This is a genomic window from Pseudoflavonifractor sp. An44 (assembly GCF_002161675.1).
Taxonomy (GTDB): Bacteria; Bacillota; Clostridia; order Oscillospirales; family Oscillospiraceae; genus Enterenecus; species Enterenecus faecium.
This window is the reverse complement of sequence record NZ_NFIH01000003.1, coordinates 1-26,520: the sequence shown is the minus strand read 5'-3', so window position 1 is coordinate 26,520 and position 26,520 is coordinate 1. Positions and strand designations below refer to the sequence as shown.

Genomic DNA, 26,520 nt, shown 5'->3' with positions numbered 1-26,520 from the left:
CACGCTGGTGTAGCTCAGCTGGTAGAGCAGCTGATTTGTAATCAGCAGGTCGGGGGTTCGAATCCGTCCACCAGCTCCACGTTTCTACAATTTCATATGGAGGAGTACCCAAGTGGCCAAAGGGGGCAGACTGTAAATCTGTTGTCTTCGACTTCGATGGTTCGAATCCATCCTCCTCCACCAAAAATCCCGAATGCGAATGCGTTCGGGATTTTTACTTATTCCTTTTTCCCTCTTCCCTATTCACTAACTTCTACTGCCTGCCCGGGATTTTTGGAAAGTAAGAAGTAATAGGTAATAGTGAATAGGTGTGGTGTGCCGCCAGAGCGGCACGGATTTATATAACGTCGGATTCCCGGCAGACGGTGGTAGGGGCCGTGGCTTGCCCGGCCCGTGTCTACCCTGGCCTTGCCCTGGGGGATTCGGGAGGGGCAAGCCCCTCCCCTACGCCAGATGCCCAAGAAGTCCATCAATGGTTACGACTATTTTTCATTACAAAAGGCCGCCTGTGGACATGCCACAGGCGGCCTTTTTGTTATCCCAGCAGCAGCTTGTCGTCCGCCTCGTCGGACCCGGTGGCCTGGCCAAACTTGGCCAGCAGGTCCTCCACGGTGAGTTTTTTCTTCTCCTCCCCGGAGATATCCAGAGCCACCCGGCCCTCGTACATCATGATGAGTCGGTTGCCGTGGGCAATGGCGTCTCGCATGTTGTGGGTAATCATCAGGGTGGTGAGGTGGTCCCGCTGCACGATGGTCTCGGTGGCAGCGAGCACCTTGGCCGCCGTCTTGGGGTCCAGAGCGGCGGTGTGCTCGTCCAAGAGCAGCAACTTGGGCTTCACCAGGCTGGCCATCAAAAGGGTCAGGGCCTGGCGCTGGCCGCCGGAGAGCAGCCCCACCTTGGAGGTCATGCGGTCCTCCAGTCCCAGGTCCAGCAGCTTGAGCATCTCCCGGTACTCCTCCCGCTCCGCCTTGGTGATGCCAGCGCCCAGAAAACGGCGCTTGCCCCGGCGGGCGGCCAGAGCCAGATTCTCCTCAATTTGCATGGTGGCGGCGGTGCCCATCATGGGGTCCTGGAACACCCGGCCAATGTAGCGGGCCCGCTTGTGCTCGGGCAGACGGGTCACGTCCACCCCGCCGATGGTGATGGTGCCCTCGTCCGCCGGCCACACCCCGGCCACGGCGTTGAGGAGGGTGGATTTGCCCGCTCCGTTGCCGCCGATGACGGTGACAAAGTCCCCTTCCTTCAGGTGGAGGGACACGCCGTTGAGGGCGGTCTTCTCGTTCACCGTCCCGGCGTTGAAGGTCTTGTAGATACTCTCAATCTTAAGCACGGTTCACACCTCCCCGCTTCACAGGCTTGGCAAAGTACTTGCCCTTCCAGTAGGGCACCGACAGGAACACGGCCACCACCACCGCAGACAGCAGCTTGAGGTAGTTGGAGTCCATAAGGTTCAGAGACAGCACCAGTTGGATGACCATGTAGTAGATGATGGCGCCGATGGACACCGCCAGCAGCTTCAAACCGAAGTTGCGGAAGAGCTTGGAGAAGAGCACCTCACCGATGATGACGGCGGCCAGACCGATGACGATGGCGCCCCGGCCCATGTTGGCGTCGGCAAAGCCCTGGTACTGGCTCAGCAGGGCCCCGGACAGGGCCACCAAGCCGTTGGAGATCATCAGGCCCAGCACCTGGTTGAGCCGGGTGTTGATGCCCTGGGCCCGGGCCATGGCCTGGTTGGCGCCGGTGGCACGGATGGAGCAGCCCAGCTCCGTGCCGAAGAACCAGTACAAAATCGCGATGATGACCACCGTGACCACACCCACCACAAAGATGGGGTGCTGATAGAAGGGGCGGGTGCCCTTCCCCACGTCCTGAACAAAGCGCAGGGACACCAGCAGCTTGTTGAGCACGTCGGGGTTGATGATATTCAAGGCCACATTGGCCTTCATGGACATGATGGCCAGGTTCACCGACCACAGCCCCAGCTGGGTCAAAATTCCGGCCAGAATGGCGGGAATGCCGCACACAGTGTGGAGCAGTCCGGTGACCAGCCCCGCAGCCATGCCCGACGCCGTGGCCGCCAGCAGCGCCACCCACAGGTTGATTCCCTGGGAGAAGAGCACTACGAACACCGCACCTCCGGTGCAGAAGGAGCCGTCCACGGTGAGGTCGGCAATATCCAGAATCTTATAGGTGAGGTAGACGCCAATGGCCATAATGCCCCAGATCAGGCCCTGGGAGACCGCCCCTGGCAGGGCGTTGAGAAAATCCAGCATGGTTGTTCCTCCTTGCAATCAAGACACAAGAGAGCGAGGGGGTTCCCCCGCTCTCTTGCTGATGTATTCTCTTATTCTGCTTCAATGGCAGTGTAGCCCTCCGGGGGCGTCAGCTTCAGGTCGTCGCAGATGTCCTGGTTGTACATCTTGGTGAACTGGGGGGCGTACTCAATGGGCATCTGGGAGATGTCCGCCTCCCCACGGAGCACCTTCACCGCCATCTCGCCGGTGGTGACGCCCAGGTCATAGTAGCTGATGGACAGAGTGGCCACGCCGCAGCCCTTGCAAATGCCCTGCTCTCCGGCGAAGACGGGGATCTTGGCGGGGCGGCAGATGTTATCCACGATGGAGGCGTTGGAGGCCACGGTATTGTCGGTGGGCACGTAGATGACGTCGCTGTTGTCCGCCGCCGTCTGAGTCACCGCCGCCATGTCGTTGGAGTCGGAGAAGGCGTACTGGGTGCAGGTGTAGCCCAGCTCCTCCAGATGCTCCTGGACGGTGTCCACCTGGTACTGGCTGTTGGGCTCCCCGGAGCAGTAAAGCAGGCCCACCGTCTTGGCCTCGGGACACCACTCCTGAATCATGGCCGCCTGCTGGTCCAGGGGGGCCAGGTCGGAGGTACCGGAGACGTTGGTGCCCACGGTGCCGGAGAAGTCGTCAATTTTCAACGCCACGCCGTACTCGGTCACTGAGGTGCCCAGCACCGGGATATCCCCGGTGGCAGAGGCCGCCGCCTGCAAGGCAGAGGAGGCGTTGGCCATGATGAGGTCCACCCCGCTGGAGACAAAGGTGTTGGCGATGGTGGCACAGGTGGCGGGGTCGTTGGCGGCGTACTCCAGATCAAAGGTCACCTTATCCCCAAACGCCTCCTTTAACGCGTCCTGGAACCCTTTGGTGGCCTGGTCCAGCGCCTCGTGGGGGGTCAGCTGCACAATACCGATGGTATAGCTGTCCTTCTCCCCGCCGGACTGGGTCTTCTGGGAAGTCTGGCCGCCGCAGCCTGCCAGTCCCGCTGCCATGGTCAGCGCCAACAGCGCTGCGCCTGCTCTCCAACTGTGTTTCATGTTCCTTCCTCCTATCCAAATGGGCACTTCAACGCTTTTAGCCATCAAAGTGTCTGAGTCTGAACAAAGAGCCTCCCGGCTCGTTGCAAACAGTATAATGCTTTAATGCATTGATGTCAAGGGGGGATTTACACATTTGTGAACGAAAGGGAAACAACTTGGCCGGGCATGGACTTTCCCATGGGAGTATGATATACTGTTCAATGGTAGATTGCCAAAAAACTTCATGGTAAAGAAGCCCCATCATCTCGCATCACCCAGCAGCCCTCGGCAGAGTTTTCCCATCCGCAGATGGGAAAATAAATTGAAATCACGTATTTTCCCAGGACATGCGCATGGGAAAATACACTGCTCAGCCCGCCAGTGTGGAATTGGGTCGCCCTTTGACCCAATTGTGCATGCAGCGGGCTGCATCCCCCTCGAGAAAATGCTGGCATGTTCGAGATATAGATAGGTATGCCCAAGGAGGTCAGCCCCATGGCTGGAAAACTGATCGTGTTTGAGGGAACGGACGGCTCGGGAAAGTCCACCCAATTTCAACTGTGCTGTCAGGCACTGAATGAGGCGGGGCGGGAATTCCGTACCACCGTCTATCCCCGCTACCGGGAGGAATCCTCGGCCCTGGTGCGGATGTATCTGGGGGGCGCCTTCGGCTCCCATCCCGACGATGTCAACGCCTATGCCGCCTCCACCTTCTTTGCTGTGGACCGGTACGCCGGGTACAAGCAGGAGTGGGGGGCCTATTATGAAGCTGGAGGACTGATGGTGATGGACCGTTACACCACCTCCAACGCCGTGCATCAGGCCTCCAAGCTGCCGGAGGACCAGCGGGAGGCGTTTTTCCACTGGCTCTTTGATTTGGAGTACCAGCGCATGGGCCTGCCCAGCCCCGACCAGGTGATCTGGCTGGATATGCCCACCCATCTGGCGGTGGCCAACCTCCGCCGCCGGGAGGCGGCGACCCACACCCAGGCGGACATCCACGAGGAGGACAACAACTACCTCACTGCCTGCGCCCAGGCCGCCGCTCAGGCCGCCCAGCTCTACGGCTGGAAGCGCATCTCCTGTGTCAACGACCAGGGCCAGCTGCGCGGCGTAGAGGCCATTCATGAGGAAATTATGCAACTGATTTTGGAATAAGGAGGACGATATCATGGTTTACATTCTGTTAGCCACTGGTTTTGAAACCGCTGAGGCCTTGGCCCCCGCCGACGTGCTGCGCCGGGGCAATGTGCCCGTGTCCCTGGTGGGTGTCACTGGCCCCACCGTCCAAAGCGCCCAGGGTGTCACCGTCACCACCGACGTGGCCCTGGCCGAGGTGACCCTGGCTCCCGGCGACATGGTGATGCTCCCCGGCGGTCTGGGTGGTGTGGACGCCCTGGAGCACAGCGAGGCCGCCATGGCCCTCATCCGCCAGGCCGCTGCCGATTCCCAGGTGTGGCTCACCGCCATCTGCGCCGCCCCCACCCTGCTGGCCCGGGCCGGGCTCATCCCCGCCGGAGGAAAGGCCGTGTGCTACCCCGGCATGGAGGGGGAGCTGGTGAAGGCGGGCGTGGAGCCCTGTATGACGGAGCCTTTCGTGGTGGAGGGACACCTCATCACCGGACGGGCCGCCGGGTCCAGCTTCGACTTCGGTCTGGCTCTGCTCACCGCTCTTTCTGGGGCTGACGTGGCCCGCCAGGTCCAGAACGCCATTCACTACATGGCATGACCCCCCAGGAGCTCAAGGAGCGGCTGCGCCGGCAGGCCGCAGCCCTTCCCCGTGCCAATGTCCCCCACCTGTTGGAGCAGTTTCTGGCTCTGCCCCAGGTGGAAGCGGCCCACACCGTGATGGTCTTCTACGGCGTGGGTCGGGAGCCGGACACCACCGCCCTCATTGACCAGCTTCTGGCCATGGGCAAGCGGGTGGCCCTTCCGGTGTGTCTGCCCCAGCGGAAAATGGAAGCCCGTATCATCACCAGCCAGGACCAGCTCATCCCCAACCACTACGGCATTCCGGAGCCGGACGGGGTGTGCCCCATCGTCCCCCAGGAGGACGTGGACGTGGTGCTGGTGCCCAACATGATGTGTGACCGGGCGGGATACCGCCTGGGCCAGGGCGGCGGCTACTACGACCGGTGGCTGAAGGGCTATACCGGGTTCACCGTGTCCGTGTGTCCCGCCGACCGATTCCAGGAGCAGCTGCCCCACGCCGAGTACGACGTGCCGGTGCAGCTGGTACTCACCGACGCCTGACAAACGCCAAGGGCGGAGAGGGGTCCCCTCTCCGCCCAACGGATACGTGCGCTTTTTAGCAGCAGCCGTCGTTGCAGCCGCAGCCGCAGTTGTTGCCACAGCCATTGCCGCAGCCACAGCCGTTGCCGCCCATGTTACCGCCACCGCAGCAGCAGCAGAGAATGAGTACCAGGATGATGATCCACCAGCAGCCGCCACCGAAACCATTGTTACCACAACACATAACAAGTCACCTCACATAAGATTTCCGGTACAGGTACCGGCTCGGACGCCGCACACCACATGGTCTGCGGCGCCGGAGTCGGCGCCCGTCCCCGTTTCTGCGTTATACTATGTGGTCACGGCGAGATTGGTTCCCCAACCTTAGAAGAAATTTTTCAGATAACCTATCCTGATGAGGAGTGAAACAAGACATGTCAGAACAACGTTCCCACGCCCCCCAGGAGCCCCAGCGACGGCCACGGGTCTCCCGCAACCAGAAGAAAACCCACCGCACCAAGGCGGCCAGCGCCCTGCTGTATGTGCTGTTCGTGGTGGGTCTGTCCGCCGTGCTGGCCACCGTGGGCTGGATCTGGGCCAACGACCTGCTGGCCCTGAACAAGGAGTACACCTCCGCCATCGTCAAGGTGGAAAACGACGAGAAGTTCAGCGATGTGGTGGATTCCCTCAAGGACAACGGCCTCATTGAGTACAAGTTCCTCTTCCACCTCTATGGCCTGTTCTCCAACGCCAGCGACAAGATCACCCCGGGCACCTACGAGCTGAACACCGATATGGACTACCGGGCCCTGGTGACCAACATGAGTTCGTCCTCGTCCACCCGTCAGACCATTGACATCACCATCCAGGAGGGCTACACCATCGACCAGATCTTCCAGCTGCTGGAGGAGAAGGGGGTCACTACGGTGGAGCAGCTCCAGGATATGTCCGCCAACTGGGACTACAACTTCAGCTGGCTCAAGGACCTGCCCCTGGGCGACTACCACCGTCTGGAGGGCTACCTCTTCCCCGACACCTACACCTTCTATCTGGGTGAGGACCCCAAGTACGTCATCAACAAGATGCTGGTGAACTTCGAGTCCAAGATGGAGGACTATATGGACCAGTTCAACGAGGAGAGCAAGTACTCCCTCCACGACATTGTCACCATCGCCTCCATGATTGAAAAGGAGACCGACGGCGAGGACTACGCCAAGATCTCCTCGGTGATCTACAACCGTCTGGAGAACACCAATGCCGAGACCCAGGGCTACCTGCAAATCGACGCCACCCTGGTGTATCTCAACGGCGGCAAGGTGCCCACTGAGGCAGACAAGGCCATTGACTCCCCCTACAACACCTATCTGTACAAGGGCCTGCCCGCCGGACCCATCTCCAACCCCGGTATGACCGCCCTGTATGCGGCTCTCAACCCGGAGAACACCAGCTACTACTACTATGTGCTCAACCCCGAGACCAAGAAGCACGAGTTCACCAAGACCTACGCCCAGCACCAGGCCCTGGTGGAGAAGTACGGAGTGGAAGAATGAAAAACGTAGAGTTATTATCCCCCGCCGGGGACATGGAACGTCTGACCATGTCCCTGGCCTACGGGGCTGACGCCGTGTATCTGGCGGGCAACGCCTTCGGCATGCGGGCCTTTGCCGGCAACTTCGACCGGGACGAGATGACCCAGGCCGTGCAGCTGGCCCACGACAAGGGGGTGCGGGTCCATGTGACCTGCAACACCCTGGCCCGCAACGATGAGATCGCCCGTCTGCCCGAGTACCTGGAATTTCTGGAGTCCATCGGCGTGGACGCCGTCATCAGTGCAGGCGTGGACGTGCTGAGCCTGGCCCACCGCTACGCCCCCCATGTGGAGGTGCACATGTCCACCCAGACGGGCATCACCAACTATGAGATGGCCCGGGTGTGGCACGACCTGGGCGCCAAGCGGGTCATCCTGGCCCGGGAGCTGTCCCTGGACGAGGTGGCGGAGATCTGCGCCAAGGCCCCCCGTGATTTGGAAGTGGAGGCCTTTGTCCACGGCGCCATGTGCGTGAGCTACTCCGGCCGCTGCCTGCTGTCCAACTATATGACCGGGCGGGATGCCGCCCGGGGCGCCTGCGCCCAGCCCTGCCGCTACCAGTACGCCCTCATGGAGGAGAAGCGGCCTGGGGAGTACTTCCCCGTCTTCGAGGAAAACGGCGAGACCTTCATCATGAACAGCCGGGACATGTGCATGATCGACCACGTGCCCGAGCTGCTTCAGGCGGGTCTGGACTCTCTGAAAATCGAGGGCCGGGCCAAGAGCGCCTACTACGCCGCCATGACCACCGCCGCCTACCGCCACGCCATTGACGCTGCGGTGGAGGGCAAGCCCCTGGAGCCCATCTGGCGAGCGGAGGTGGACAAGGTCAGCCACCGCCACTACTCCACCGGCTTCTACTACGGCCAGCCGGGGCAGTACACCGACTCCGCCCGGTACATCCGGGACTGGCAGGTGCTGGCCATCGTCACCGACTGCGACCAGGACGGCAACGCCACCCTCTCCCTGCGCAACAAGTTCACCGCCGGGGACCAGATCGAAGTGGTGGGCCCCGATGTGCCCGCCTTCCCCCTCACCGCGCCCCTCATGACCGACGGGGAGGGCTTCACCCTGGCCCAGCCCCGGCACCCGCAGATGGTATTTCACATGAAGCTCCCTCGCCCGGTGCCCCCCCTGTCGGTGGTGCGGGCCTGCCGCCCCAACTCCTAAAAGTAATCAAAAAAATGCAAGCATTTTTTTGAGGGGATGCAGCCCGCTGCATGCATAATTGGGTCAAAGGGCGACCCAATTCCACACTGGCGGGCTGAGATGTGTTTTTCCCGATGCGCATGTCCCCGGGAAAAACGGATTTCAATTTATTTTCCCATCTGCGGATGGGAAAACTCTGCCGAGGGCCTATTTACCCTAAGCCCCCCACGAACTTTTGCCTTTTGGATAATCTAAAATCCCCGGTTGGATGCAGGAGCATCCAACCGGGGATTTTCTGTTAGGTCAGGTCCTGGCCGTTGGTGGCAATCACCTTCTGATACCAGTAGAACGAGTCTTTGCGGTGGCGGGACAGGTCGCCGCTGCCGTCATCGTGCTTGTCCACGTAAATCATGCCGTAGCGCTTGCGCATCTCTCCGGTACTGGCAGACACCAGGTCGATACAGCCCCAGGGGGTGTAGCCCTGGAGGTCTACCCCATCGGCCACCGCCTCGGCCATGGCGGTGATGTGCTCACGCAGGTAGTCGATGCGGTAGGGGTCGTGGATGGTGCCATCCGCCCCCATGGTGTCCATGGCCCCCAGGCCATTCTCCACCACCATCAGGGGAATCTGATAGCGGTCATACAGGTGGTTGAGTACCCAGCGCAGACCCTGAGGGTCAATCTGCCAGCCCCACTCGGTGACCGGCAAATAGGGGTTTCGAATGCCGCCCAGAGCGCCGTTGCCCGTGGAGGGGTCTCCCTCCTGCTTGGTGCCCACACACCGGGAGTCGTAGTAGCTGAAGGTGTAGAAGTCCACGGTGCCCTCCCGCAGGTCCACCTCGTCCTGGGGGGTGATGTCCAAAGTGACCCCCTTCTCCGCCAGCAGGCGGCGGGCATAGCTGGGATAGGCTCCCCGCACGTGCACATCTCCCGCCAACAGGTTGTGCAGGCGGTCCATGGACAGCTGGGTGAGCTGATCCTCCGGGGCGCAGGTACGGGGGTAGACGCACATGTAGGCGATCATACAGCCCAGCCGATTGTCCGGGTCGATCTGGTGGCCCAGGCGCACCGCCTGAGCGGAGGCCACCAGCTGGTGGTGCATGGCCTGCCAGCGGTCTTGCTCGGTGGTGGTCTCCGGGAGCATACCTCCGGCGATGAAGGTGCCAAAGGGCACAGACAGCATGTTGATCTCGTTGAAGGTCAGCCAGCGGCGCACCTTGCCCTTGTACCGCTCCATCACCGTCTTGGCGTAGTGAACAAAGAAGTCCACCAGCTTGCGGTTCTTCCACCCCCCATATTGAGTGGTCAGGTACAGGGGATTTTCATAGTGGGACAGGGTGACCAGAGGCTCAATGCCGTACTTGGCCAGCTCGTCAAACACCTGGTCGTAAAAGGCCAGCCCCTCCTCGTTGGGCTGCTCCTCATCCCCCCGGGGGAAGATGCGGGACCAGGAGATGGACATGCGGTAGACCTTGAAGCCCATCTCAGCAAACAGGGCGATGTCCTCTTTCCAGTGGTGGTAGAAGTCGGTGGCCTCGTGATTGGGATAGAAGGCGTCAGGCTGGGCGGGAATGGTGATGCGGCGGGGGGTGTTCACCGAGCCCCCGGTGAACACGTCGTCAATGGAGGGGCCGCGGCCCCCTTCGTTCCATCCACCTTCATACTGGTTGGCGGCGGTGGCGCCGCCCCACAAAAAGCCATCCGGGAAGCTCCGGTTCATGGTGGTTCCTCCTTTTACAGTACGGTGAGCAGACGTGCGCCGTGCTCAATGTTGATCTCCTTGGTGGGCACCACTTCCAGGTATTCCTCGGAGTTGGTGACGATGACCGGGGTGGTCACATCATAGCCCTCTGCCCGAAGCCCGTTCAAATCACAGGTGAGCAGCAGCTGGCCCTTTCTCACAACGTCGCCCACCTTCACATGAGGAGTAAAATACTTGCCGTTCAGGGCCACCGTGTCCCGGCCCACATGGACCAGCACCTCCAGGCCGTCGTCGCTGCGCAGGCCCACCGCATGGCTGGAATCCATCAGGGTCTCCACCACCCCGTCAAAGGGGGCGTACACTCGGCCATCGGTGGGAATGATAGCCGCACCGGTGCCCAGCACGCCGGAGGCAAAGGTCTCATCGGACACCTGGCTGAGGGGCATCAGCTTGCCGGTCATGGGGCTGTTCACCACCAGGCGCTGAGGGGCCTGCACCTGGGTGCCCTTGGGGGCGGTATTCTTGGTGGTGGTAGCCGCCTCTCCGCTGCCCTGGGGGTCACGGAAGCCCAGGATAAAGGTGAGGACAAAGGACACCACCACGGCGATGAGGCAGGTCAGGCCGATGTACAGGATGGAGCTGGGCCGTCCCGCCTCCACATACTGGATGGTGGTCACCAGGCCGGGGCAGGCGGCAGAAAAGCTCTTGAGCTGCATCAGACCGGCAAAGCAGCCGGAGGCGAAGGAGGCGATGAGCACGGCGATGAAGGGGCGCTTGAGGCGCAGGGTGACGCCGTACATGGCGGGCTCGGTGATACCAGCCACCAGGGCGGAGAAGCCGGCGGCGGCGGCGGTCTGACGCATGTTCTTGTTCTTGGAGCGCAGGGCCACGGCCATGGAGGCGCCGCCCTGGGCCAGGTTGGCACCCAGCTGGGCCACCATCACCAGGCCGTCAAAGCCAGCCGGACCGCTGATGGCTGCGATGGCGATGGGGGTAAGCACATGGTGCATGCCAAAGAGCACCAGCACGGGGTAAATGCCGCCGATGATGCCCACGGCCAGCCAGCCCAGATTGGTCTGAATCCACTCCAGACCGCCGGAGATGGCCTCACCGGCAATGGCTCCGGCAGGGCCCACCGCCCACAGGGCAATGGGGGCGCAGATGAGCACGATGAGCATGGGGTTGAGGAAGGTCTTGGTGATGGCGGGGGTGATGCGGTCCACCAGCTTCTCCACCTTGGACAGCACCCAGGCCATGATGATGGCGGGCAAAATGGAGTAGGGGTAGTTGGCCGCAGTCACAGGCACCCCGAACAGGGAGATGGGGTCTCCGGCAGTAAACATGGCCTGGAGGGTGGGGTGCACCAAAATACCCGCAATGGTGATGCTCAGATAGATGTTGGTGTTGAAGTACCGGGCGGCGGAAGCGGCCACCAGGATGGGCAGGAAGTAGAAGGAGCCGTCGCCGATGACGTTGAGCACCTGATAGGTGGAGCTCTCCTCAGCCAGAATCCCCAGCATGGGCAGCAGCACCAGCAGCACCTTCATCATGGCGCAGCCGATGATGGCGGGGATGACGGGGGTCATGGAACCCAGCAGGGCGTCCATCATCCGGGCGGGAATGGGCTTTTTCTTTTTCTCCTCTTCCTCCTGGACGGGCTGGCCCTTGTTCTCCAGCACCCCCATCTCCTGCAAGGCCTCGTAAACCTTGGGCACCCGGTTGCCGATGATGATCTGATACTGGCCGCTGGCGTGGACCACGCTGATGACGCCGGGGACCTCAGATACCGCCGCATCGTTGGCCAGCGTCTCATCGGCCAGGGCCAGACGCAGCCGGGTGGTGCAGTAGGTCGCCCCTAAAATATTCTCTTTGCCGCCCACATGGGCCACAATTTGTTCCGCAGTCTTCTTCCAATCCATGGTTTAATCCCTCTTTTCAACTGAATATTCCAGAAAAGTCAGTTCTTATCTTGCAAAAGTCCATGTTTTGCTACTCTGGCGATGTGCACCGTGAGGTACAGTTCCTCCTCACGGCCCAGGTTCTGCCCCCGCAGCTGCAAAATGTAGGCTGCAATCTTTTGGGTACAGGCATAGGCCTGGGGGTACTTGACGCAGATCATATCCAGCAGATCTCCGTCATCCTCCTGGTAATAGGTGCCCAGCAGCAGACGCTGGGCAAAGAACCTGACATGGGTGATAAAGCGATGGTATGCCAGGGCCTGGGTGTCAAACTCCGCCCCAAACTCCCCGTGTACAATGGTACAGATGCCGGAAATCAGCTCTGTCACCTCATACATCTGCCCAATCTCCATGCCCGTACCTGCGTTGACAAAGTGCAGCGCCATAAAGGCCGCCTCATCCTCGGCAAAGGGCACTTCCAGGGCCTGGCGCACCATCCGGGCCGCCTCCAGCCCCACAGCATACTCTTGGGGATAGTAGCGCTGGATCTCCCAGCGCATGGAGTTGCGCAGCACCAGCCCCCGCTGGTAGCGCTGTACAGCGGAGTAGATATGGTCGGTAATGGTGATGTGAATGCTCTCATCCAATGTCTTGTTCATGTTTTTCTCAGCCATAGAGATGATTTTCTCGCTGAGGACCATGTAGTTCATGGGGATGCGGGCAATCAGCTCCTGAAAGCGGCTGGTGTTTTCCTGAGACAGCTGGAACACCTGCTCCGCTCTGCTGCAAGGAATCCGATCTCCTCCGCTCTTTTGGAATACAATTCCCTTTCCCATGACCACAATTTCCTGGCCATTGGCATCCACCGACACAAAGGCGTTGTTGTTGAGTATGCGACGTACCACATAGGTTCCCACGGTTCATCCCCCCTTTCAGGCAAAGAAAAAAACAGGCACCACAAATAAAACCCGTTGCAATCGAGTTTTACGTGGTCTTGCCTGCCTTACCAGTTACAATCCGAATATTCAGTTGCTAGGGACAGTATAGCCCTTTTCCTCCCCCTTGTCCATTCCAATTCCATACAAAAGTACATGCGATTTTTTGGTAATTTAGTCAAACCTCCAGCCCTTCCTCGAAAAAACTCCCCACGGTGGGCCGTGGGGAGTTTTATAGCATTCTATTTAGTTGTCATCTTCCTGGTCCTCAGCGGGCTGCTCGGCCTCCTGCCAGGACACGTCGATGGTCTCTCGGGGGGGCTGCTGGGTCTGGGAAGGCAGGGTCCGGCTGCCCCGGTCCTCCAACATGGGCTTGCTGCGGCTGGTGTACTCCGCCACGATATCGTCCACGTTGATGCCGGCATGGGGGCCAGCGATGATCTTCCACTGCCGCTGTTCCTCCTCCCGCATCCAGGCCAGATGCAGGGCCTTGCGGGCCTTCACCAGGCACACCACCAGCACGATCACGGCCACCAGCAGCACCACGGCCAAGGCAGTGACCCCCACCATCAGGTAGGACACGGCGCGGTTGCTCCAGCCGGTGCGGATCTCCCGGCCAAAGAGGGTGAACACAAAGCCCTCGCTCTGGGGCTCCTCTGCCACCTCAGCCAGGACCAGAGGGGCGTCCCCCAGCTGGGTGAACTGGTAGCGCTGGAAGCTCTCCTGCTCCACGTCGTACAGGTACAGCCCCAGCTTGCCCTCCTCGTCCATGGCGTAGACGATGTAGTGGTTGGGCTCCTCGGTGTCATCGGGCACCAGCAGGGTGTGCTGCTGGCCGCCCAGCTCCATGAGGGTGGAGGTATAGCCCTGGGGCACCACCAGCTCCTGGGGCAGGTCCACCAGGGTCAGCTTTCCGGTGGACATGGCCACCGGGGTCATGGCCTGGACCTCCCGGGTCTTCTCGTTGTAGAAGTAGAAGCCTGCGGGATGGCCCTCGTCGCCAGCCAGGTACACGGCCACCAATCCACCCTCCTTGTGCACGGCGGTGGGAAGGGTCTGGCCGTCCACCTCCAGCTGGGAGGACTCAAAGCCCTTGGGCAGGGTCACGTCCTCGGGCAGCTCCTTGGACACCGCCAGCTGGGTGTCGTCGGGCAAGGTCACCATGATATCGGGCACCGGAGTGGCGGTGGGCTCAGGGGTCTGGGTGACCTCGGGAGCCTGGGAATTGCCACCCGTGTTGCCCCCGGTGTTCCCGCCTGTATTGCCACCTGTGTTTCCTCCGGTATTTCCACCGGTATTCCCGCCACCGCCGCCGGAGGCCCGGTTGACGGTGATGGTATAGGTCTTTTTGCTGCCATTCTCAGCAGTGACCTGGACGGTGACGGTGTTGTTGCCCACATCCAAGCCGGTGTTGCCCCACACCGCCACCTTGGCCTTTCCATCAGCGGCCTTGGCGGACACTGCCACGCTGGTGGTGGAGTTGGACACCGAGGCGCTGTAGCTGGTGGTGCCGGCGGAGAAGCCGGGGGACAGGGTGCCGGGGCTGATGGACAGGGAACTGAGGTTGTTGTTCCCCGAGGCGGTGTAGGGGGCGTTGATGGTGACCGTAGACCAGCCGGGGGTCACATCCAGGAAATCGCCATTGCTGTCCACAATGGAGTTTTCATAGTTGTTGATGGTAGTCTTACCCGCTTTCAGCGCCTTGAAGGTCATCGAGAAGCTGACGTTACCCGTTCCAGCATTCTCTTTATCCATGACAATCACATTGCCGCTAGGATATCCGTAGCCTAAATCACCGGAAACATATTGCAGATAGCTGGAGTCATAGTTCACCTTCACCGTGGCAATGGCCACAGCTCCAGTCACCCTCACATTGACGGTAAACGTTTGCCCCACAGTGACCGTAGGATCCGAAAAGGTGACAACACAGCTTCCAGCCGCCTGACTCCGGGGGGTAGTCAGACCCAAACCCAGAATCATGGCTAACGCCATGACCAGCATCGCACACTTATTGAGAAAGAATTTTTTCATTGATCTACTCCTATTGGTTGATGAGAGAGGTACCTAATACATGGTTGCGAACCTTGACGCGGTCCGAATTGTTCACTTGTCCATCTTTGTTCACATCTGCGGCCACCGCATATACCCCGGAGAGTTTACTGGTCGCCAAAACGTGATTGCGAATCTTCACACGGTCCGAGTTGTCGATCTTCCCGTCCCCGTTCACATCGCCGTACAGGAGCACCGTCCACTTGGCGTACTGGGTGCCGTCGTTGCGGTAGATGGTCACAGTGTCCCCGGTGGCCACCACAGCGGAGTTCTGCTTGGTGGAGCCGCTGGCGGTCTTCACCTGGGCATAGCCCCCCACGATGTTCAGGTTCTTGACAAAGTCGGAGACCTTGGTGCCCAAGGTGATGCCGGAGACCTGGTTGGACCCGCTGACCTTGTACTTGGGCTTGACGGAGAAGGTGGGCGAGCCGCCGGAATCGGAGCCGCCCTCCCGGGCAATGGTGAGGGTAAAGACCCGCTGGCTGCCGTTTTGGGCGGTGACCGTCACCTTCACGGTATTGGCCCCCACCTTCAGCTGCACCGTCCCGGCGCCGCTGACCTTGGCGGTGGACGCCTTGGGGGTGGCGGTGATGGTGACAGAGGAGACGGAGTTGGGCACCACCACACTGTAAGAGGTGGTGTCGTTGTCAAAGCCCGGGGTGAGGGCGTAGTTGCCCACCTTCAAGGTGCTCAGGCGGTTGTCCGGGGAGCCGTCCCCGGTGGGCTGGGCACAGGGGCTGCTGGGCATATTGTCATACACAGGGATGGAGAACACCAGGGGGGACTGGCGCAGCTCCTCGCTGTATCCCCCGGCCAGACTCAGACCCTCGGAGGCCGCGCCCCACACACTGGTCATATACCGATGGGTAAAGGGGTTGTCCCCCTGGGCGTTGAACCGCTTTAAGTACATGGTGTCCTGTCCGGCGGTGACGTAGCCGTTGGCGTAGAACTGGGCTCCGCCGCTGATGGCCCGCACCCGGCTGTTCCAGGGCCGTCCATAGCTGGTGCCTGTGCCGCTGGAACCGCCCTTGGCGTAAATGAGGCCGTTTTTCACCGCAGTGTTGCCGCCTCCGGCCACCGCGCCGATGTTGTAGAAGTTAAAATATCCCTCAAAGCCGGGGGCCTTGCCGGAAATGCTGTCGCTGAGCCCCTTGGTGCCCTGCTCCTGGATGATCATGGCGGCCAGCACATAGGGGTTGACCCCCACCTTCTTGCCCGCATCATAGATCACCTGGGGGTAATAAATTCGCTTGCCGTCGGTGTCGGTGACGGTATTGGCCAGGAAGGTGCCGTCCACCAGCCGCTCCACTCCCGCCACGCTCTGCACCTGGGCGTCATAGCTCTGGAGGAGGAACTGGAAGATGCTGTTCTGGGTCAGGAAGTTCCGGGGGTCCATGTAGTAGGCCACAATCTCCCGGGAGGCAGCCACCCAGCCGCCGGAGTCAAACACCGTCCACACCCCGGTGTCCCAGTTGTAGGCCTTGGGGTCGGTGGACTTCCAGCTGGACTTGGAGGAGGACTGCACCAAACTGTTGCCGATTTTGGACTCCTGGTCCACGGCGTAGTTCCAGTCAAAGCCGTTGTGGTCGGCCTTGAACACCCACTCGGGGTACATGGCGTGGAGCACCTTCAACCCGCTCCAGTAGGACTCGGGGAAGCCCTGCTGTTTGAGGTAGGCCTCAAACTCCTTGTCATCCACACCGCTGTCCATGAGCTTGATGTAGGTGCTGATGACGTATCCGGTGCCGCCGTTGTAGTCAATGGCATACCAGGTGGCGCCGTCTGAGGCCTTTTTCTCCCCGGTGATGGTGACGGTGGTGCCGTCGTAAATAAGTCCCAGCCGGGTGTACGAGGTTCCCGCTCCCGCACGCACGCTCAGGCCCACCTCGGTGCCAGTGACCACGCCGTAGCGCACGCCTCCGGCGTACACCGCCACAAAGGCGGACAGAACCACCATGCAGGCAAAAAACACCGCCGCCAGCCCTGCCAGCGTCCGTGTTTTCTTCTCCATTCTTCTTCCACTTTGTAACATTCGTCTCTCCTTATTCTCTTCCACTCCGGGCTGCTTTTTGACAAAGACCGCCCAATTCTTCCATATAATGCCATATTTCGGGGTGCAATGCACCCGTTACTAAACACTCGACAAATATTTTATAAGATGAGGCCTCCCTTGTCAACCAAGGCAGGCCTCTAGCGTGTCGAAAAGTTCGACACGCTTCTCAAAAATGCCAGCATTTTTTCGAGGGGATGCAGCCCGCTGCATGCATAATCGGGTCAAAGGGCGACCCGATTACACACTGGCGGGCTGAGATGTGTTTTTTTCGATGCGCATGTCCCCGAAAAAAACAGATTTCAATTTATTTCCCCGCCTGCGGGCGGGGAAACTCTGCCGAGGGCTTTTTGTTCAGGTTTGCAGCTCGGCGGCAATCAGGTCCACACAGTCGTCCAAATAGCGGCGCAGGGGCTGCTCGCCCCCCATGGCGATGCGGATGCCGCAGCGGTTGGCGGGGATGAGCACCTTGATGGCAGAGCTGTCCCCCACCGCCTGGGCCATACGGGGGGAGATCTCCCCCATGAGGCCGTTAGCCATGAGGATGGCCACGGACCCCACCACGAAGTCCGCCTTTCCCACATTGAAAATCACCGCATTCTCTCCGGTGGCCCCGTCCTCGGCTCCCCCCTTGAGCATGGCCTCGGTGGCGGCGGAGTTGGTGCCCACCGCCCGCACGTGTACCTGGGGCAGCCGCTCTCTCAGCCGAGCCACCAGGGCCTTGCCCATGCCGCCGCCGTGGCCGTCCACCACCACCACCAGGGGTCTTGTGTCCCGCATGTCGTCTCCTCCTCATTGGATCTGTTTTTATATATGATACCACATTTCCCCTCCCCTGCCAATGCGGACGGGGTCAGGATTGATTTTCCTGGTTGAATGGTGTAAACTATCTTGTAATGCTCTCATATTTCCCAAGATTTTGTCAGGAGGGAAGCCTATGTCCCATCCGTATTCCCATTATCAGGAAAGCGCCGCCTATCTGAGGGCTCAGCTGGGGGAATTTGTCCCCAAAGTGGCCCTGATTCTAGGCTCGGGGCTGGGGGATCTGGCCCAGGAGGTGGAGAACGCTGTGGCGGTGCCCTACGCCTCCATTCCCCACTTTCCCCGCTCCACTGCCCCCGGACATGTGGGGCAGCTGGTCTTTGGCACCTTGGCAGGCAAGCCCGTGGCGGTGATGCAGGGCCGGGTGCACCACTACGAGGGGTACTCCTATGAGGATGTGGCCTATGGCGTGCGGGTGCTGCGGCTGTTGGGGTGCGACACCCTGCTGGTGACCAACGCCGCCGGGTGCGTCCGCCCGGACTGGAACGCCGGGGACATCATGCTCCTCACCGACCAGATCAAGCTGGGCGGGGAGTCCCCGCTGCGGGGGGAGAACCTCCCGGAATTTGGGGTGCGCTTCCCCGACGCCTCCCATCTGTACACCCCCCGGCTCCAGGAGGTGGCCCGCCAGGTGGCCCAGGAGCTGGGTAGTCCCCTGCGGGAAGGGGTATACTATTACAGCTTCGGGCCCCAGTATGAGACCCCCGCCGAAATCCGGGCCATCCGGGCCCTGGGCGGGGATGCGGTGGGCATGTCCACCGCCCCCGAGGTCATCGTAGCCGCCCACTGCGGCATGGAGGTGCTGGGCTTCTCGCTGCTGTCCAACCTGGCCGCCGGGATGCTGCCCAAGCCCTTGAGCGAAGAGGAAGTGCTGGAGGCGGGCAAAGCCGCCCGGCACCGGTTTGTGCCCCTGGTCCTGGGCTGTCTGGCCCAGTTATAAGGAGGAACCTATGTCCGTACTATTTACCAACGTCACCGCCGTCCTCATGGACGAGGCGGGGACCATTCTGAAAAATGGCTATGTCCAGGTGGAGGGCACCTCCATCACCTATGTGGGCACGGACCGCCCCCAGGGCGACGTTGACCGGGTGGTGGACTGCTCGGGCAAGGTGATGATGCCCGGCCTCATTAACGCCCACACCCACCTGCCCATGACCCTCATGCGGGGGTATGGCGGAGGCTGCGACTTGCAGACCTGGCTCCACGACTACATCTTCCCCGCCGAGGGCAAGCTGGATTCCCGGGCGGTGCAGGCCGGGGCGGGGCTGGGCCTGGCGGAGATGATCGCCTCCGGCGTCACCTGCGTGGCGGATATGTACATGTTCACCTCCACCATCGCCCATGAGATTTTGAAGTCCGGCATCAGCGCCAACCTGTCCTGTGGCGGAGTGTATTTTGGCGACCCGGCCGACTTTCACCCCGACACCTGCGGGGACTGCGTGGCTCAGCGGGCCCTCACCGAGGAGTTCCACGGGGCGGGAGACGGGCAAATTCTTATAGACGCCTCCATCCACGGAGAGTACACCTCCTCCGCCCCCCTGTGGCAGTGGATGGCCCAGTTCGCCCACGACCACAACCAGCGGATGCACGTGCATGTGTCGGAGACCAAGAGCGAGCACCAGGCCAGCCTGGACCGCCACGGCCTCACCCCCATCCAGACGCTGAACCAGTACGGGGTGTGGGACAACGGCGGCATTGCCGCCCACTGTGTGTACACCACCCCGGAGGACTGGGCCATTATGGCGGAAAAAGGGGTGTCCTGCGTCCACAATCCCTACTCCAACTTGAAGCTGGGTTCGGGCATCGCCCCCATCCCCGACATGCTCCAGGCCGGGGTGAATGTGGCCCTGGGCACCGACGGCATGTCCTCCCACAACAGCGCCGACCTGTTTGCCGATCTAAAGCTGGCGGCGCTGCTGCCCAGCGGGGTGCGCTGCACCCCCGGGGTGGTCACACCCCGGCAGGCTCTGGAGATGGCCACGGTGGCAGGTGCCCGAGCGCTGGGCCGTCCCACGGGCCAGATTGCCGTGGGCAAGGTGGCGGACCTCATCCTGCTGGACTTCACCGTCCCCAACCTCACCCCCTGCCATGACGTGGTGGAAAACCTGGTGTTTGCCGCCCACGGCTCCAATGTGGTGATGAATATGGCCCGGGGCAACATCATATATGAAAACGGTACCTTCCACACGCTGGATGTGGAGCGGATTCAGGCCGAGGTCCGGGACTATGCCCTCCCTCTCCTCTTCCACTGACCCTGGACTTCTTGGTGAAAGGTTGAGATCATGTCAAATCCCACTTCCAAAAACAAAAATAATACCTTCTTTGGCGGCGCCGCCATTCTGGCCGCCGGTATTGTCATTGTCAAGCTCATTGGAGCGCTGTACAAGATTCCCCTGGGCAACATCCTGGGGGAGGCGGGGTTCTCCGACTTCAACACCGCCTACTACATCTACTCCCTGCTCATCACCGTGTCCACCGGCGGTCTGCCGGTGGCCCTGTCCAAGATGATCTCGGAGGCCCACGCTCTGGGCCGTCACAACCAGGTGCAAAAGACCTTCCGGGTGGCCTTCCTCACCTTCCTGGCCCTGGGCACCATCAGCTTCTGCCTCATGTTCTTCTTCCCCCAGCAGCTGGCAAACCTGATGAACAACTCCCGGAGCTGGTACTCCATCCGGGCTCTGGCCCCCGCCATCTTCTTCCTGTGCCCCCTGTCTGCCATGCGGGGCTACTTCCAGGGCCACTCCATCATGACTCCCACGGCGGTGTCCCAGATCATCGAGGCCCTGAGCAAGCTGGTTATTGGCCTGACTTTGGCCTATTTTCTGCTCAAGTCCTCGGATAACGAGTCCGTGGCCGCCGCTGGCGCCATCTTCGGCGTGTCCGTGGGCTGCGCCCTGGGCATGCTGTACACCGCCTTCTGCTTCCGCTCCCACCATGGGAGCACCCCGGTGGGGCAGGACAAACCGGAGTCCTCCAAGAAAATTTTCCGCACCCTGCTCCAGCTGGCCATTCCCATCACCTTGGGCTCCTCGGTGATTGGTCTGGTGAACCTCATTGACACCAGTATGATCTATGGGCGGCTCCAGGACGGAGCCGGTTTTACCGAGCTGGAGGCCCGCTCCCTCAAGGGCGTGTTTGACCAGGCGGCCACCCTGTACAACCTGCCCTCCTCCTTCATGGTGCCCCTCACCGCCTCCATCATCCCCGCGGTGTCGGCGGCTCAGGCGGTGAAGAACCGGAAGCTGGGGGCCCAGATCAGCGAAACCGCCCTGCGCACCACCGCCCTGCTGGCCATTCCCGCTGGCGTGGGTCTGTGCGTGCTCAGTGAGCCCATCATGCGGCTGCTCTACCCCACCACCGACGTGGAACTGGGCGGTTGGATGCTGTCCGTGCTGGGCATCGCCGTCATCTTTGTCTGCTTCATGCTGGTGTGCAACGCCATCATGCAGGCCCACCGCCTGGTGACCATTCCCATGGTCACCACCGTCATCGGGTGCCTGTTCAAGCTGCCCATCAACTACATTCTGGTGGGCAACAAGAACATCAACATCCACGGCGCTCCGGTGAGCACCCTGGTGTGCTTTGCCATCATCGCCGTGCTGGACCTCATCATCATCAAGCGCACCCTCCCCCGCTCCCTGAGCCTCTTCCGGGCCTTTGCCAAGCCTCTGGTATCTGCGGTCGTCATGGGTCTGGCGGTGTGGGCCTGCTATGGCCTGTCCTCCTCCGTCCTGGGTGGCATGTCCGCCTTCCAGACCGCCGCCAAAACCCTGAGCAACTCGGGCAACGCCATTTGCACCCTCTTCTCCGTGGGTGTGGGCGGCCTGGTGTACCTGGCTCTGGTGGTGCTGCTCCGGGCCATCTCTCCCCAGGACTTGAAGTTTATGCCCAAGGGCGACAAGATTGGCCGCCTGCTGCGCATCACTCCCGCCGAATAACTTCCCCGGCAAAAAGGTTCCATTTTGAAATAATCCTTGCATTGTAGGTGATAGTATGGTAGATTTTTCTCTCAAGGACAAGTACAACGTCCAAGATCTCGTTGACATTGTAAAAGTGCTGCGGGCTCCCGGCGGCTGCCAGTGGGACGCCCAGCAGACCCATGAGTCCATCCGACGCAACTTCCTGGAGGAGGCCTACGAGGTGGCCGAGGCCATTGACCAGCAGTCCACCGAGCACCTCCAGGAGGAGCTGGGTGACGTGCTGCTCCAGGTGGTGTTCCACACCTCCATTGAGGAGGAGGAGGGCCGCTTCAACCTGGACGACGTGGCCAACGGCGTGTGCCAGAAGCTCATCTTCCGCCACCCCCACGTGTTTGGGGATGTGACCGTCTCCTCCACCGGGGAGATTTTGGCCAACTGGGAGGAGCTGAAGAAGAAGGAGAAGGGCCAGGCCACCCAGGCCGACGCCGTAGACGCCGTGGCCCGCTCCCTGCCCGCTCTGTGGCGGGCGGAGAAGGTGCAGAAGAAGGCCGCCAAGGTGGGCTTTGACTGGGACAGCGTGGACGGCGCGGTGGACAAGCTCTCCGAGGAACTGGACGAGGTGAAAGAGGCCATCGCCGGCCACGGAGACCCCGCCGAGGAGCTGGGGGACCTGCTCTTTGCCGCGGTGAATGTGGCCCGCTTTTTGAAGGTGGACCCGGAGGACGCCCTCCAGGCCGCCTGTGACAAATTTGCCGCCCGGTTCCGCCGGGTGGAGGAGGCGGTCACCGCCCAGGGCAAGCAGATGGAGAACATGAGCCTCACCGAGCTGGACGACATCTGGAACGCCATCAAGCACCAGCCTTGAATTGTAGACCATTAGGAGGAACAAACGACCATGAACAAAGCTGATCTCATCAACGCCGCCGCTGAAAAGGCTGGGCTGTCCAAGAAGGACACCGAGGCCGCCCTCAACGCCGCCCTGGAGGCCATTACCCAGGCCCTGGCCCAGGAGGAGAAGGTGCAGCTGGTGGGGTTTGGCTCCTTTGAGGTGAAGAGCCGTGCCGCCCGCATTGGCCGCAACCCCCACACCAAGGAGCAGATCAACATCCCCGCATCCAAGACCCCTGTGTTCAAGCCCGGCAAGGCGCTGAAGGACAGCATCGGAGCATAAGGAGAAACATAGGAGGATTTCTATGAGACTTGACAAGTGGTTGAAGGTGTCCCGGCTCATCAAGCGGCGCACCGTGGCCAATGAGGCCTGTGACAACGGCCGCATCACCGTGGGGGGCCGGGTGGTAAAGGCCTCCTACGAGGTGAAGGTGGGGGACATTCTGGAGATGAAATTCGGCGAGAAGGCCATCCGGGTGGAAGTGCTGTCCACCGCCGACATTGTGGGCAAGGCGGATGCCAGCGCCATGTATCAACAACTATAAAAGGCAAAAAACGTGGGAGTACCCTGGGTGCTCCCACGTTTTTGCATTTCTTATATGTCCCGCCTTGACGAACTTGTTCTTTCTTTTTTGTCTTGTACCGGCTTCCAGCCTGGTGGGGACGCTTCCCGCTGGGGGTTTCTTTTGAGCGGGCAAAAGAAACCAAAACCCGCTTAGGGCGTTCCCCCCTAAGGACCTCCCTGGGGTACGAGGTTGGAACTGCGTCAAGCTGGTGTTCGGCCCGTCACCCTTGCTGTGGCCCCTGTCACTGCCACTACACCCAGCCACCTTTGCAGCTGGCCCTATGGCTGGGCAGTTTCCAGGTCCGGGCCTACCCTGGCCAAGCGGCGTTCCCGCCGCCGGGAGCCAGGCCACCGACAGCTGGGAACAGCGGTGCACCAGGGTGAGGCCCTGGCAGTAGAAGTAGTATTTGTCAGAGAAGTCGGTGCTTTCTGTGGAATTTCCACGCCATCTATGTGACCCTATCATGCCAAGGGCCGAAACAAGGAGGACGCAGGGGCTCCCAGTACCGCGGGGTGGATTCCACAAGGCGGGGGAAGGCCCCGCCTTTGGCGATTCTTTCCCCGATTTCTCATCGGCGAGAAATCGGGCCCAGCGGAGCGTCCCCGGCGGGGACACTGGTTTCTGCCAAGAAAATCGGAGAAGGACAATCCCTCTGTCACAGCGAAGCCCTGAGAATCAGGCAGACTCTTCTGCCAGATTTCCGGTATACAGCTGATAATACTTGCCCTTCTTCTCGATGAGCTCGTCATGGGTGCCCCGCTCGATGATGCGGCCCTGCTCCATAACCATGATGCAGTCGGCGTTGCGCACGGTGGACAGCCGGTGGGCGATGACAAAGGTGGTGCGCCCGGTCATCAGAGCGTCCATGCCGTCTTGCACCAGCCGCTCGGTACGGGTATCGATGGAAGAGGTGGCCTCGTCCAGAATGAGCACGGGCGGATCGGCCACGGCGGCCCGGGCGATGGCCAGCAGCTGCCGCTGACCCTGGCTCAGGTTGGCCCCGTCTCCGGTGAGCATGGTGTCATACCCGTCGGGCAGACGGCGGATGAAGCCGTCGGCGTTGGCCAGCCGGGCGGCGGCCATGCACTCCTCGTCGCTGGCCTCCATGTTGCCGTAACGGATGTTGTCCATGACGGTGCCGGTAAACAGGTGGGTGTCCTGAAGCACAATGCCCAGGGAGCGGCGCAGGTCCGCCTTCTTGATCTTGTTGATGTTGATGCCGTCGTAGCGAATCTTGCCGTCGGCAATGTCATAAAAGCGGTTGATGAGGGGTTGACCGATCAATCCCTCCGACCCGGCTTACGCCGGGCCACCTCCCTTTACACAAGGGAGGCTTTTCGCAATTCCCATCAAGCACAAAAAAACACCGTTGTAAAGGAAACTTCTCCTTCACAACGGTGTTTTTCTTATTTATGTGTAATTGTATTACCGCAGGAATCCGTCCAGAATCTTCTGCTCGGCCTCCTCCTCGGTGAGACCCAGCGTCATGAGCTTCAACAGCTGATCTCCGGCAATCTTGCCGATGGCCGCCTCGTGGATGAGCTGGGCGTCGGTGTGGCCCGCCACAATGGCAGGGATGGAGCTGACCTTGGCGTGGTCCATGATGATGGAGTCGCACTGGACGTGGCCGAAGCAGGGGGCATCCCCCTGCACCTGGGGATAGAACACCTGTACCGAGTTGTCCTGGGCCACAGACCGGGAGATCACCTGGGTGCGGGCCCCCTCCCCCTTCATGATGACCTCCATTTTGCTCTCGGCAAACTGGTCGCCGTGGGTGAGCAGACGCTCGGTGACCACTGCCTCGGCATTGGCCTCCATCTCCACCTTGGTGTAACGGCGAGTGGAGTCCACGCCCCGAATCTGCACCGTCTCCAGCTGGATGGAGGCGCCCTCCTCCAGATAGATGATGGTGTGGGGGTTGAGAATGCGCTTTCCGGTGCCCTCGCCCTCGCCGTAGTGCTTCTCCACATAGCGCACCTTGGCATTCTTGCCCACGTAGAAGGTGTGGACGCCGTCGTGCTGGGCGGTCTCACAGCCGGAGTTGTGGATGCCGCAGCCAGCCACAATGCTCACATCGCTGTTCTCGCCGATGTGGAAGTCGTTGTACACCAGGTCGGTGAGACCGGTCTGGGTGACGATAACGGGGATGTGCACCGACTCGTTGACGGTGCCGGGGGCGATGTGGATGTCGATGCCCGGCTTGTCCTCCTTGCTCTCAATGACAATGTTGGCGGAGTTGCTGCGCCCCTCCAACTGGCCGTTCTTGCGGATGTTATACGCCCCCTGGGGCACACGCTCCAGGTCTGCGATCTCCCGGAGCAGATGGGTGTCGATGGAATTCATGCCTGGGCTCCTCCCTTCACAAAGGCGCACCCGGATTGGGTGTTTTCCAGAATCTTGGGGAACATCTCCTCTTTGGCCCCCCGCTCCACCACCTCGCCGCCAGCGATCATGACGATCTCATCGGCCAGGTTGATGATGCGCTCCTGGTGGGAGATGATGATGATGGTGGCCTGCCGCTTCTCGTGGATATAGCGGAAGGTCTCGGTGAGCTTGGCAAAGCTCCACAGGTCAATGCCCGCCTCCGGCTCGTCAAAGATCATCAGGGGAGACTTCCGGGCCAGAATGGTGGCGATCTCAATGCGCTTGACCTCGCCGCCGGACAGGGAGTTGTCCACCTCCCGGTCGATATAGTCGGCGGCGCACAGCCCCACCTGGGTCAGCAGCTGGCAGCCCTCGGCGTGGGTGAGCTGGGCGTTGCCCGAGGCCAGGCTCAGCAGGTCCCACACCCGCAGGCCCTTGAAGCGAGGGGGCTGCTGGAAGCCGTAGCTGATGCCCCGGCGGGCCCGCTCGGTGATGTTCAGGTGGGTGATGTCCTCCCCGTTCCAGATGATCTGGCCGGAAGTGGGCTGGTTGAGACCCATGATGGTCTTGGCCAGGGTGGTCTTGCCGCCGCCGTTGGGGCCGGTGACCACCAGGAAGGTGCCGTCCTGGACGTTCAGGGACACGTCCTTCAAAATCTCCTTCTGACTGCCCTCTCCCTCCACAGAGAAGGTCAGATGTTTCAGTTCCAACATAGTGCAAATCTCCCGTTTGAAGCCGTCCCCCGTGGGAGGGACGGCTTATAATTCATAGTTTTCTTATATGTTTTGCTAGTATATCATGATTATACCCATCTGTCAACCGTGGCAATCCCTGGATTGGGGCATAGAATGGGGTATTTAGGAGGTGTTTTCCCATGGATGAGATCATGAATTCCCGTTCCCAGAGCCAGGAGGTCTTTGAGCGGGTGTGGGCCCGGGTCATGGGCTCCGCCGCGCCCCAGACCGCTGCCCAGCCGGAGCCGGTCTCCCAGCCCACCCCCGAGGCCCAGCCTGTCATGGCCCCCCAGACCATGGC

The 26,520-nt window shown here is 61.0% G+C and carries 23 protein-coding genes, 2 tRNA genes and 1 pseudogene; 13 read left to right on the top strand and 13 right to left on the bottom strand.

The features are described 5' to 3' along the window. Positions 1-3: 3 nt before the first annotated feature. Positions 4-79 (top strand) — tRNA-Thr (locus tag B5F98_RS02085). Between the two features lie 19 nt (positions 80-98). After that, positions 99-183 (top strand) — tRNA-Tyr (locus tag B5F98_RS02080). A gap of 352 nt (positions 184-535) precedes the next feature. Here the strand turns inward: B5F98_RS02080 and B5F98_RS02075 are convergent. From B5F98_RS02075 to B5F98_RS02065, 3 genes are all read right to left on the bottom strand, one after another. Continuing rightward, positions 536-1,330: an ABC transporter ATP-binding protein gene (locus tag B5F98_RS02075; RefSeq protein ID WP_087369404.1), complete on the bottom strand. Its 795-nt coding sequence runs from the start codon at positions 1,328-1,330 to the stop codon at positions 536-538. Beyond that, positions 1,323-2,276 (bottom strand): ABC transporter permease, encoded by a 954-nt coding sequence (locus B5F98_RS02070; protein WP_087369403.1) that lies wholly within the window; start codon positions 2,274-2,276, stop codon positions 1,323-1,325. Before B5F98_RS02070 ends, B5F98_RS02075 begins: the two co-directional genes overlap by 8 nt. Before the next feature lie 71 nt (positions 2,277-2,347). Continuing rightward, complete coding sequence (locus B5F98_RS02065) at positions 2,348-3,340, bottom strand: ABC transporter substrate-binding protein (RefSeq protein ID WP_087369402.1); 993 nt, start codon at positions 3,338-3,340, stop codon at positions 2,348-2,350. Between the two features lie 477 nt (positions 3,341-3,817). On the opposite strand from B5F98_RS02065, the gene B5F98_RS02060 reads away from it, so the two are divergent. From B5F98_RS02060 to B5F98_RS02050, 3 genes are read left to right on the top strand one after another with little or no spacing between them, the layout of a single operon-like run. After that, entirely contained in the window at positions 3,818-4,480 is a 663-nt protein-coding gene (locus B5F98_RS02060) for a thymidylate kinase (protein ID WP_087369401.1), read from the top strand. Positions 4,481-4,493: 13 nt separating this feature from the next. Further along, positions 4,494-5,051: a DJ-1 family glyoxalase III gene (locus tag B5F98_RS02055; protein WP_087232141.1), complete on the top strand. Its 558-nt coding sequence runs from the start codon at positions 4,494-4,496 to the stop codon at positions 5,049-5,051. Then, positions 5,048-5,575 (top strand): 5-formyltetrahydrofolate cyclo-ligase, encoded by a 528-nt coding sequence (locus B5F98_RS02050; RefSeq protein WP_087232144.1) that lies wholly within the window; start codon positions 5,048-5,050, stop codon positions 5,573-5,575. Before B5F98_RS02055 ends, B5F98_RS02050 begins: the two co-directional genes overlap by 4 nt. 55 nt (positions 5,576-5,630) lie before the next feature. On the opposite strand, the gene B5F98_RS13055 is transcribed toward B5F98_RS02050, so the two are convergent. Further along, the gene (locus B5F98_RS13055; protein ID WP_164488793.1) at positions 5,631-5,798 is read right to left on the bottom strand and encodes a hypothetical protein; all 168 of its coding nucleotides are present in this window, start codon (positions 5,796-5,798) and stop codon (positions 5,631-5,633) included. 190 nt (positions 5,799-5,988) lie between these two features. Between B5F98_RS13055 and mltG the strand changes: the two genes are divergently transcribed. Then, positions 5,989-7,104: an endolytic transglycosylase MltG gene (mltG, locus tag B5F98_RS02045; protein WP_087369400.1), complete on the top strand. Its 1,116-nt coding sequence runs from the start codon at positions 5,989-5,991 to the stop codon at positions 7,102-7,104. Continuing rightward, positions 7,101-8,312: a U32 family peptidase gene (locus B5F98_RS02040; RefSeq protein WP_087369399.1), complete on the top strand. Its 1,212-nt coding sequence runs from the start codon at positions 7,101-7,103 to the stop codon at positions 8,310-8,312. Before mltG ends, B5F98_RS02040 begins: the two co-directional genes overlap by 4 nt. A 277-nt stretch (positions 8,313-8,589) precedes the next feature. Here the strand turns inward: B5F98_RS02040 and B5F98_RS02035 are convergent, their stop codons facing one another. From B5F98_RS02035 to B5F98_RS02010, 6 genes are all read right to left on the bottom strand, one after another. After that, positions 8,590-10,011 carry a 6-phospho-beta-glucosidase gene (locus tag B5F98_RS02035; RefSeq protein ID WP_087369398.1) on the bottom strand — a complete coding sequence of 474 codons (1,422 nt, stop codon included), beginning with the start codon at positions 10,009-10,011 and terminating at the stop codon, positions 8,590-8,592. Positions 10,012-10,025: 14 nt separating this feature from the next. After that, positions 10,026-11,912 carry a beta-glucoside-specific PTS transporter subunit IIABC gene (locus B5F98_RS02030; protein ID WP_087369397.1) on the bottom strand — a complete coding sequence of 629 codons (1,887 nt, stop codon included), beginning with the start codon at positions 11,910-11,912 and terminating at the stop codon, positions 10,026-10,028. A 38-nt stretch (positions 11,913-11,950) separates the two neighbouring features. Continuing rightward, a complete protein-coding gene (locus tag B5F98_RS02025; protein WP_087369396.1) occupies positions 11,951-12,808 on the bottom strand; it encodes a PRD domain-containing protein in 858 nt (285 codons plus the stop codon). 264 nt (positions 12,809-13,072) lie between these two features. After that, the gene (locus B5F98_RS02020) at positions 13,073-14,857 is read right to left on the bottom strand and encodes a cadherin-like beta sandwich domain-containing protein (RefSeq protein ID WP_087369395.1); all 1,785 of its coding nucleotides are present in this window, start codon (positions 14,855-14,857) and stop codon (positions 13,073-13,075) included. Positions 14,858-14,867: 10 nt separating this feature from the next. Beyond that, positions 14,868-16,886 (bottom strand): cadherin-like beta sandwich domain-containing protein, encoded by a 2,019-nt coding sequence (locus tag B5F98_RS02015; protein ID WP_158099748.1) that lies wholly within the window; start codon positions 16,884-16,886, stop codon positions 14,868-14,870. Between the two features lie 393 nt (positions 16,887-17,279). Next, on the bottom strand, positions 17,280-17,705 hold the full coding sequence (locus B5F98_RS02010) for a DUF3842 family protein (RefSeq protein WP_087369393.1): 426 nt from the start codon (positions 17,703-17,705) through the stop codon (positions 17,280-17,282). A gap of 157 nt (positions 17,706-17,862) precedes the next feature. On the opposite strand from B5F98_RS02010, the gene B5F98_RS02005 reads away from it, so the two are divergent. From B5F98_RS02005 to B5F98_RS01980, 6 genes are read left to right on the top strand one after another with little or no spacing between them, the layout of a single operon-like run. After that, positions 17,863-18,687, top strand: coding sequence for a purine-nucleoside phosphorylase (locus tag B5F98_RS02005; RefSeq protein WP_087369392.1), 825 nt, complete (start codon positions 17,863-17,865; stop codon positions 18,685-18,687). Between the two features lie 10 nt (positions 18,688-18,697). Then, on the top strand, positions 18,698-19,999 hold the full coding sequence (locus B5F98_RS02000; protein WP_087369391.1) for an amidohydrolase: 1,302 nt from the start codon (positions 18,698-18,700) through the stop codon (positions 19,997-19,999). A gap of 30 nt (positions 20,000-20,029) precedes the next feature. Continuing rightward, entirely contained in the window at positions 20,030-21,685 is a 1,656-nt protein-coding gene (locus B5F98_RS01995) for a polysaccharide biosynthesis protein (RefSeq protein WP_087369390.1), read from the top strand. A 55-nt stretch (positions 21,686-21,740) separates the two neighbouring features. Beyond that, positions 21,741-22,532 carry a nucleoside triphosphate pyrophosphohydrolase gene (gene mazG, locus B5F98_RS01990; RefSeq protein WP_087369389.1) on the top strand — a complete coding sequence of 264 codons (792 nt, stop codon included), beginning with the start codon at positions 21,741-21,743 and terminating at the stop codon, positions 22,530-22,532. Between the two features lie 30 nt (positions 22,533-22,562). Then, complete coding sequence (locus B5F98_RS01985; RefSeq protein ID WP_087234414.1) at positions 22,563-22,838, top strand: HU family DNA-binding protein; 276 nt, start codon at positions 22,563-22,565, stop codon at positions 22,836-22,838. 22 nt (positions 22,839-22,860) lie between these two features. Then, complete coding sequence (locus B5F98_RS01980; protein ID WP_087234412.1) at positions 22,861-23,100, top strand: RNA-binding S4 domain-containing protein; 240 nt, start codon at positions 22,861-22,863, stop codon at positions 23,098-23,100. A gap of 696 nt (positions 23,101-23,796) precedes the next feature. On the opposite strand, the pseudogene B5F98_RS01975 reads toward B5F98_RS01980, so the two are convergent. The 3 genes and pseudogenes from B5F98_RS01975 to B5F98_RS01965 form a co-directional block, all read right to left on the bottom strand. Further along, positions 23,797-24,390 (bottom strand): annotated as a pseudogene (locus B5F98_RS01975) (ATP-binding cassette domain-containing protein); the annotation flags it as partial. A gap of 156 nt (positions 24,391-24,546) precedes the next feature. Further along, entirely contained in the window at positions 24,547-25,464 is a 918-nt protein-coding gene (locus B5F98_RS01970) for a SufD family Fe-S cluster assembly protein (RefSeq protein ID WP_087234509.1), read from the bottom strand. Next, the gene (locus tag B5F98_RS01965) at positions 25,461-26,198 is read right to left on the bottom strand and encodes an ATP-binding cassette domain-containing protein (RefSeq protein ID WP_087369388.1); all 738 of its coding nucleotides are present in this window, start codon (positions 26,196-26,198) and stop codon (positions 25,461-25,463) included. The genes B5F98_RS01970 and B5F98_RS01965 overlap by 4 nt, the downstream gene beginning before the upstream one ends. Positions 26,199-26,520: the final 322 nt, after the last annotated feature.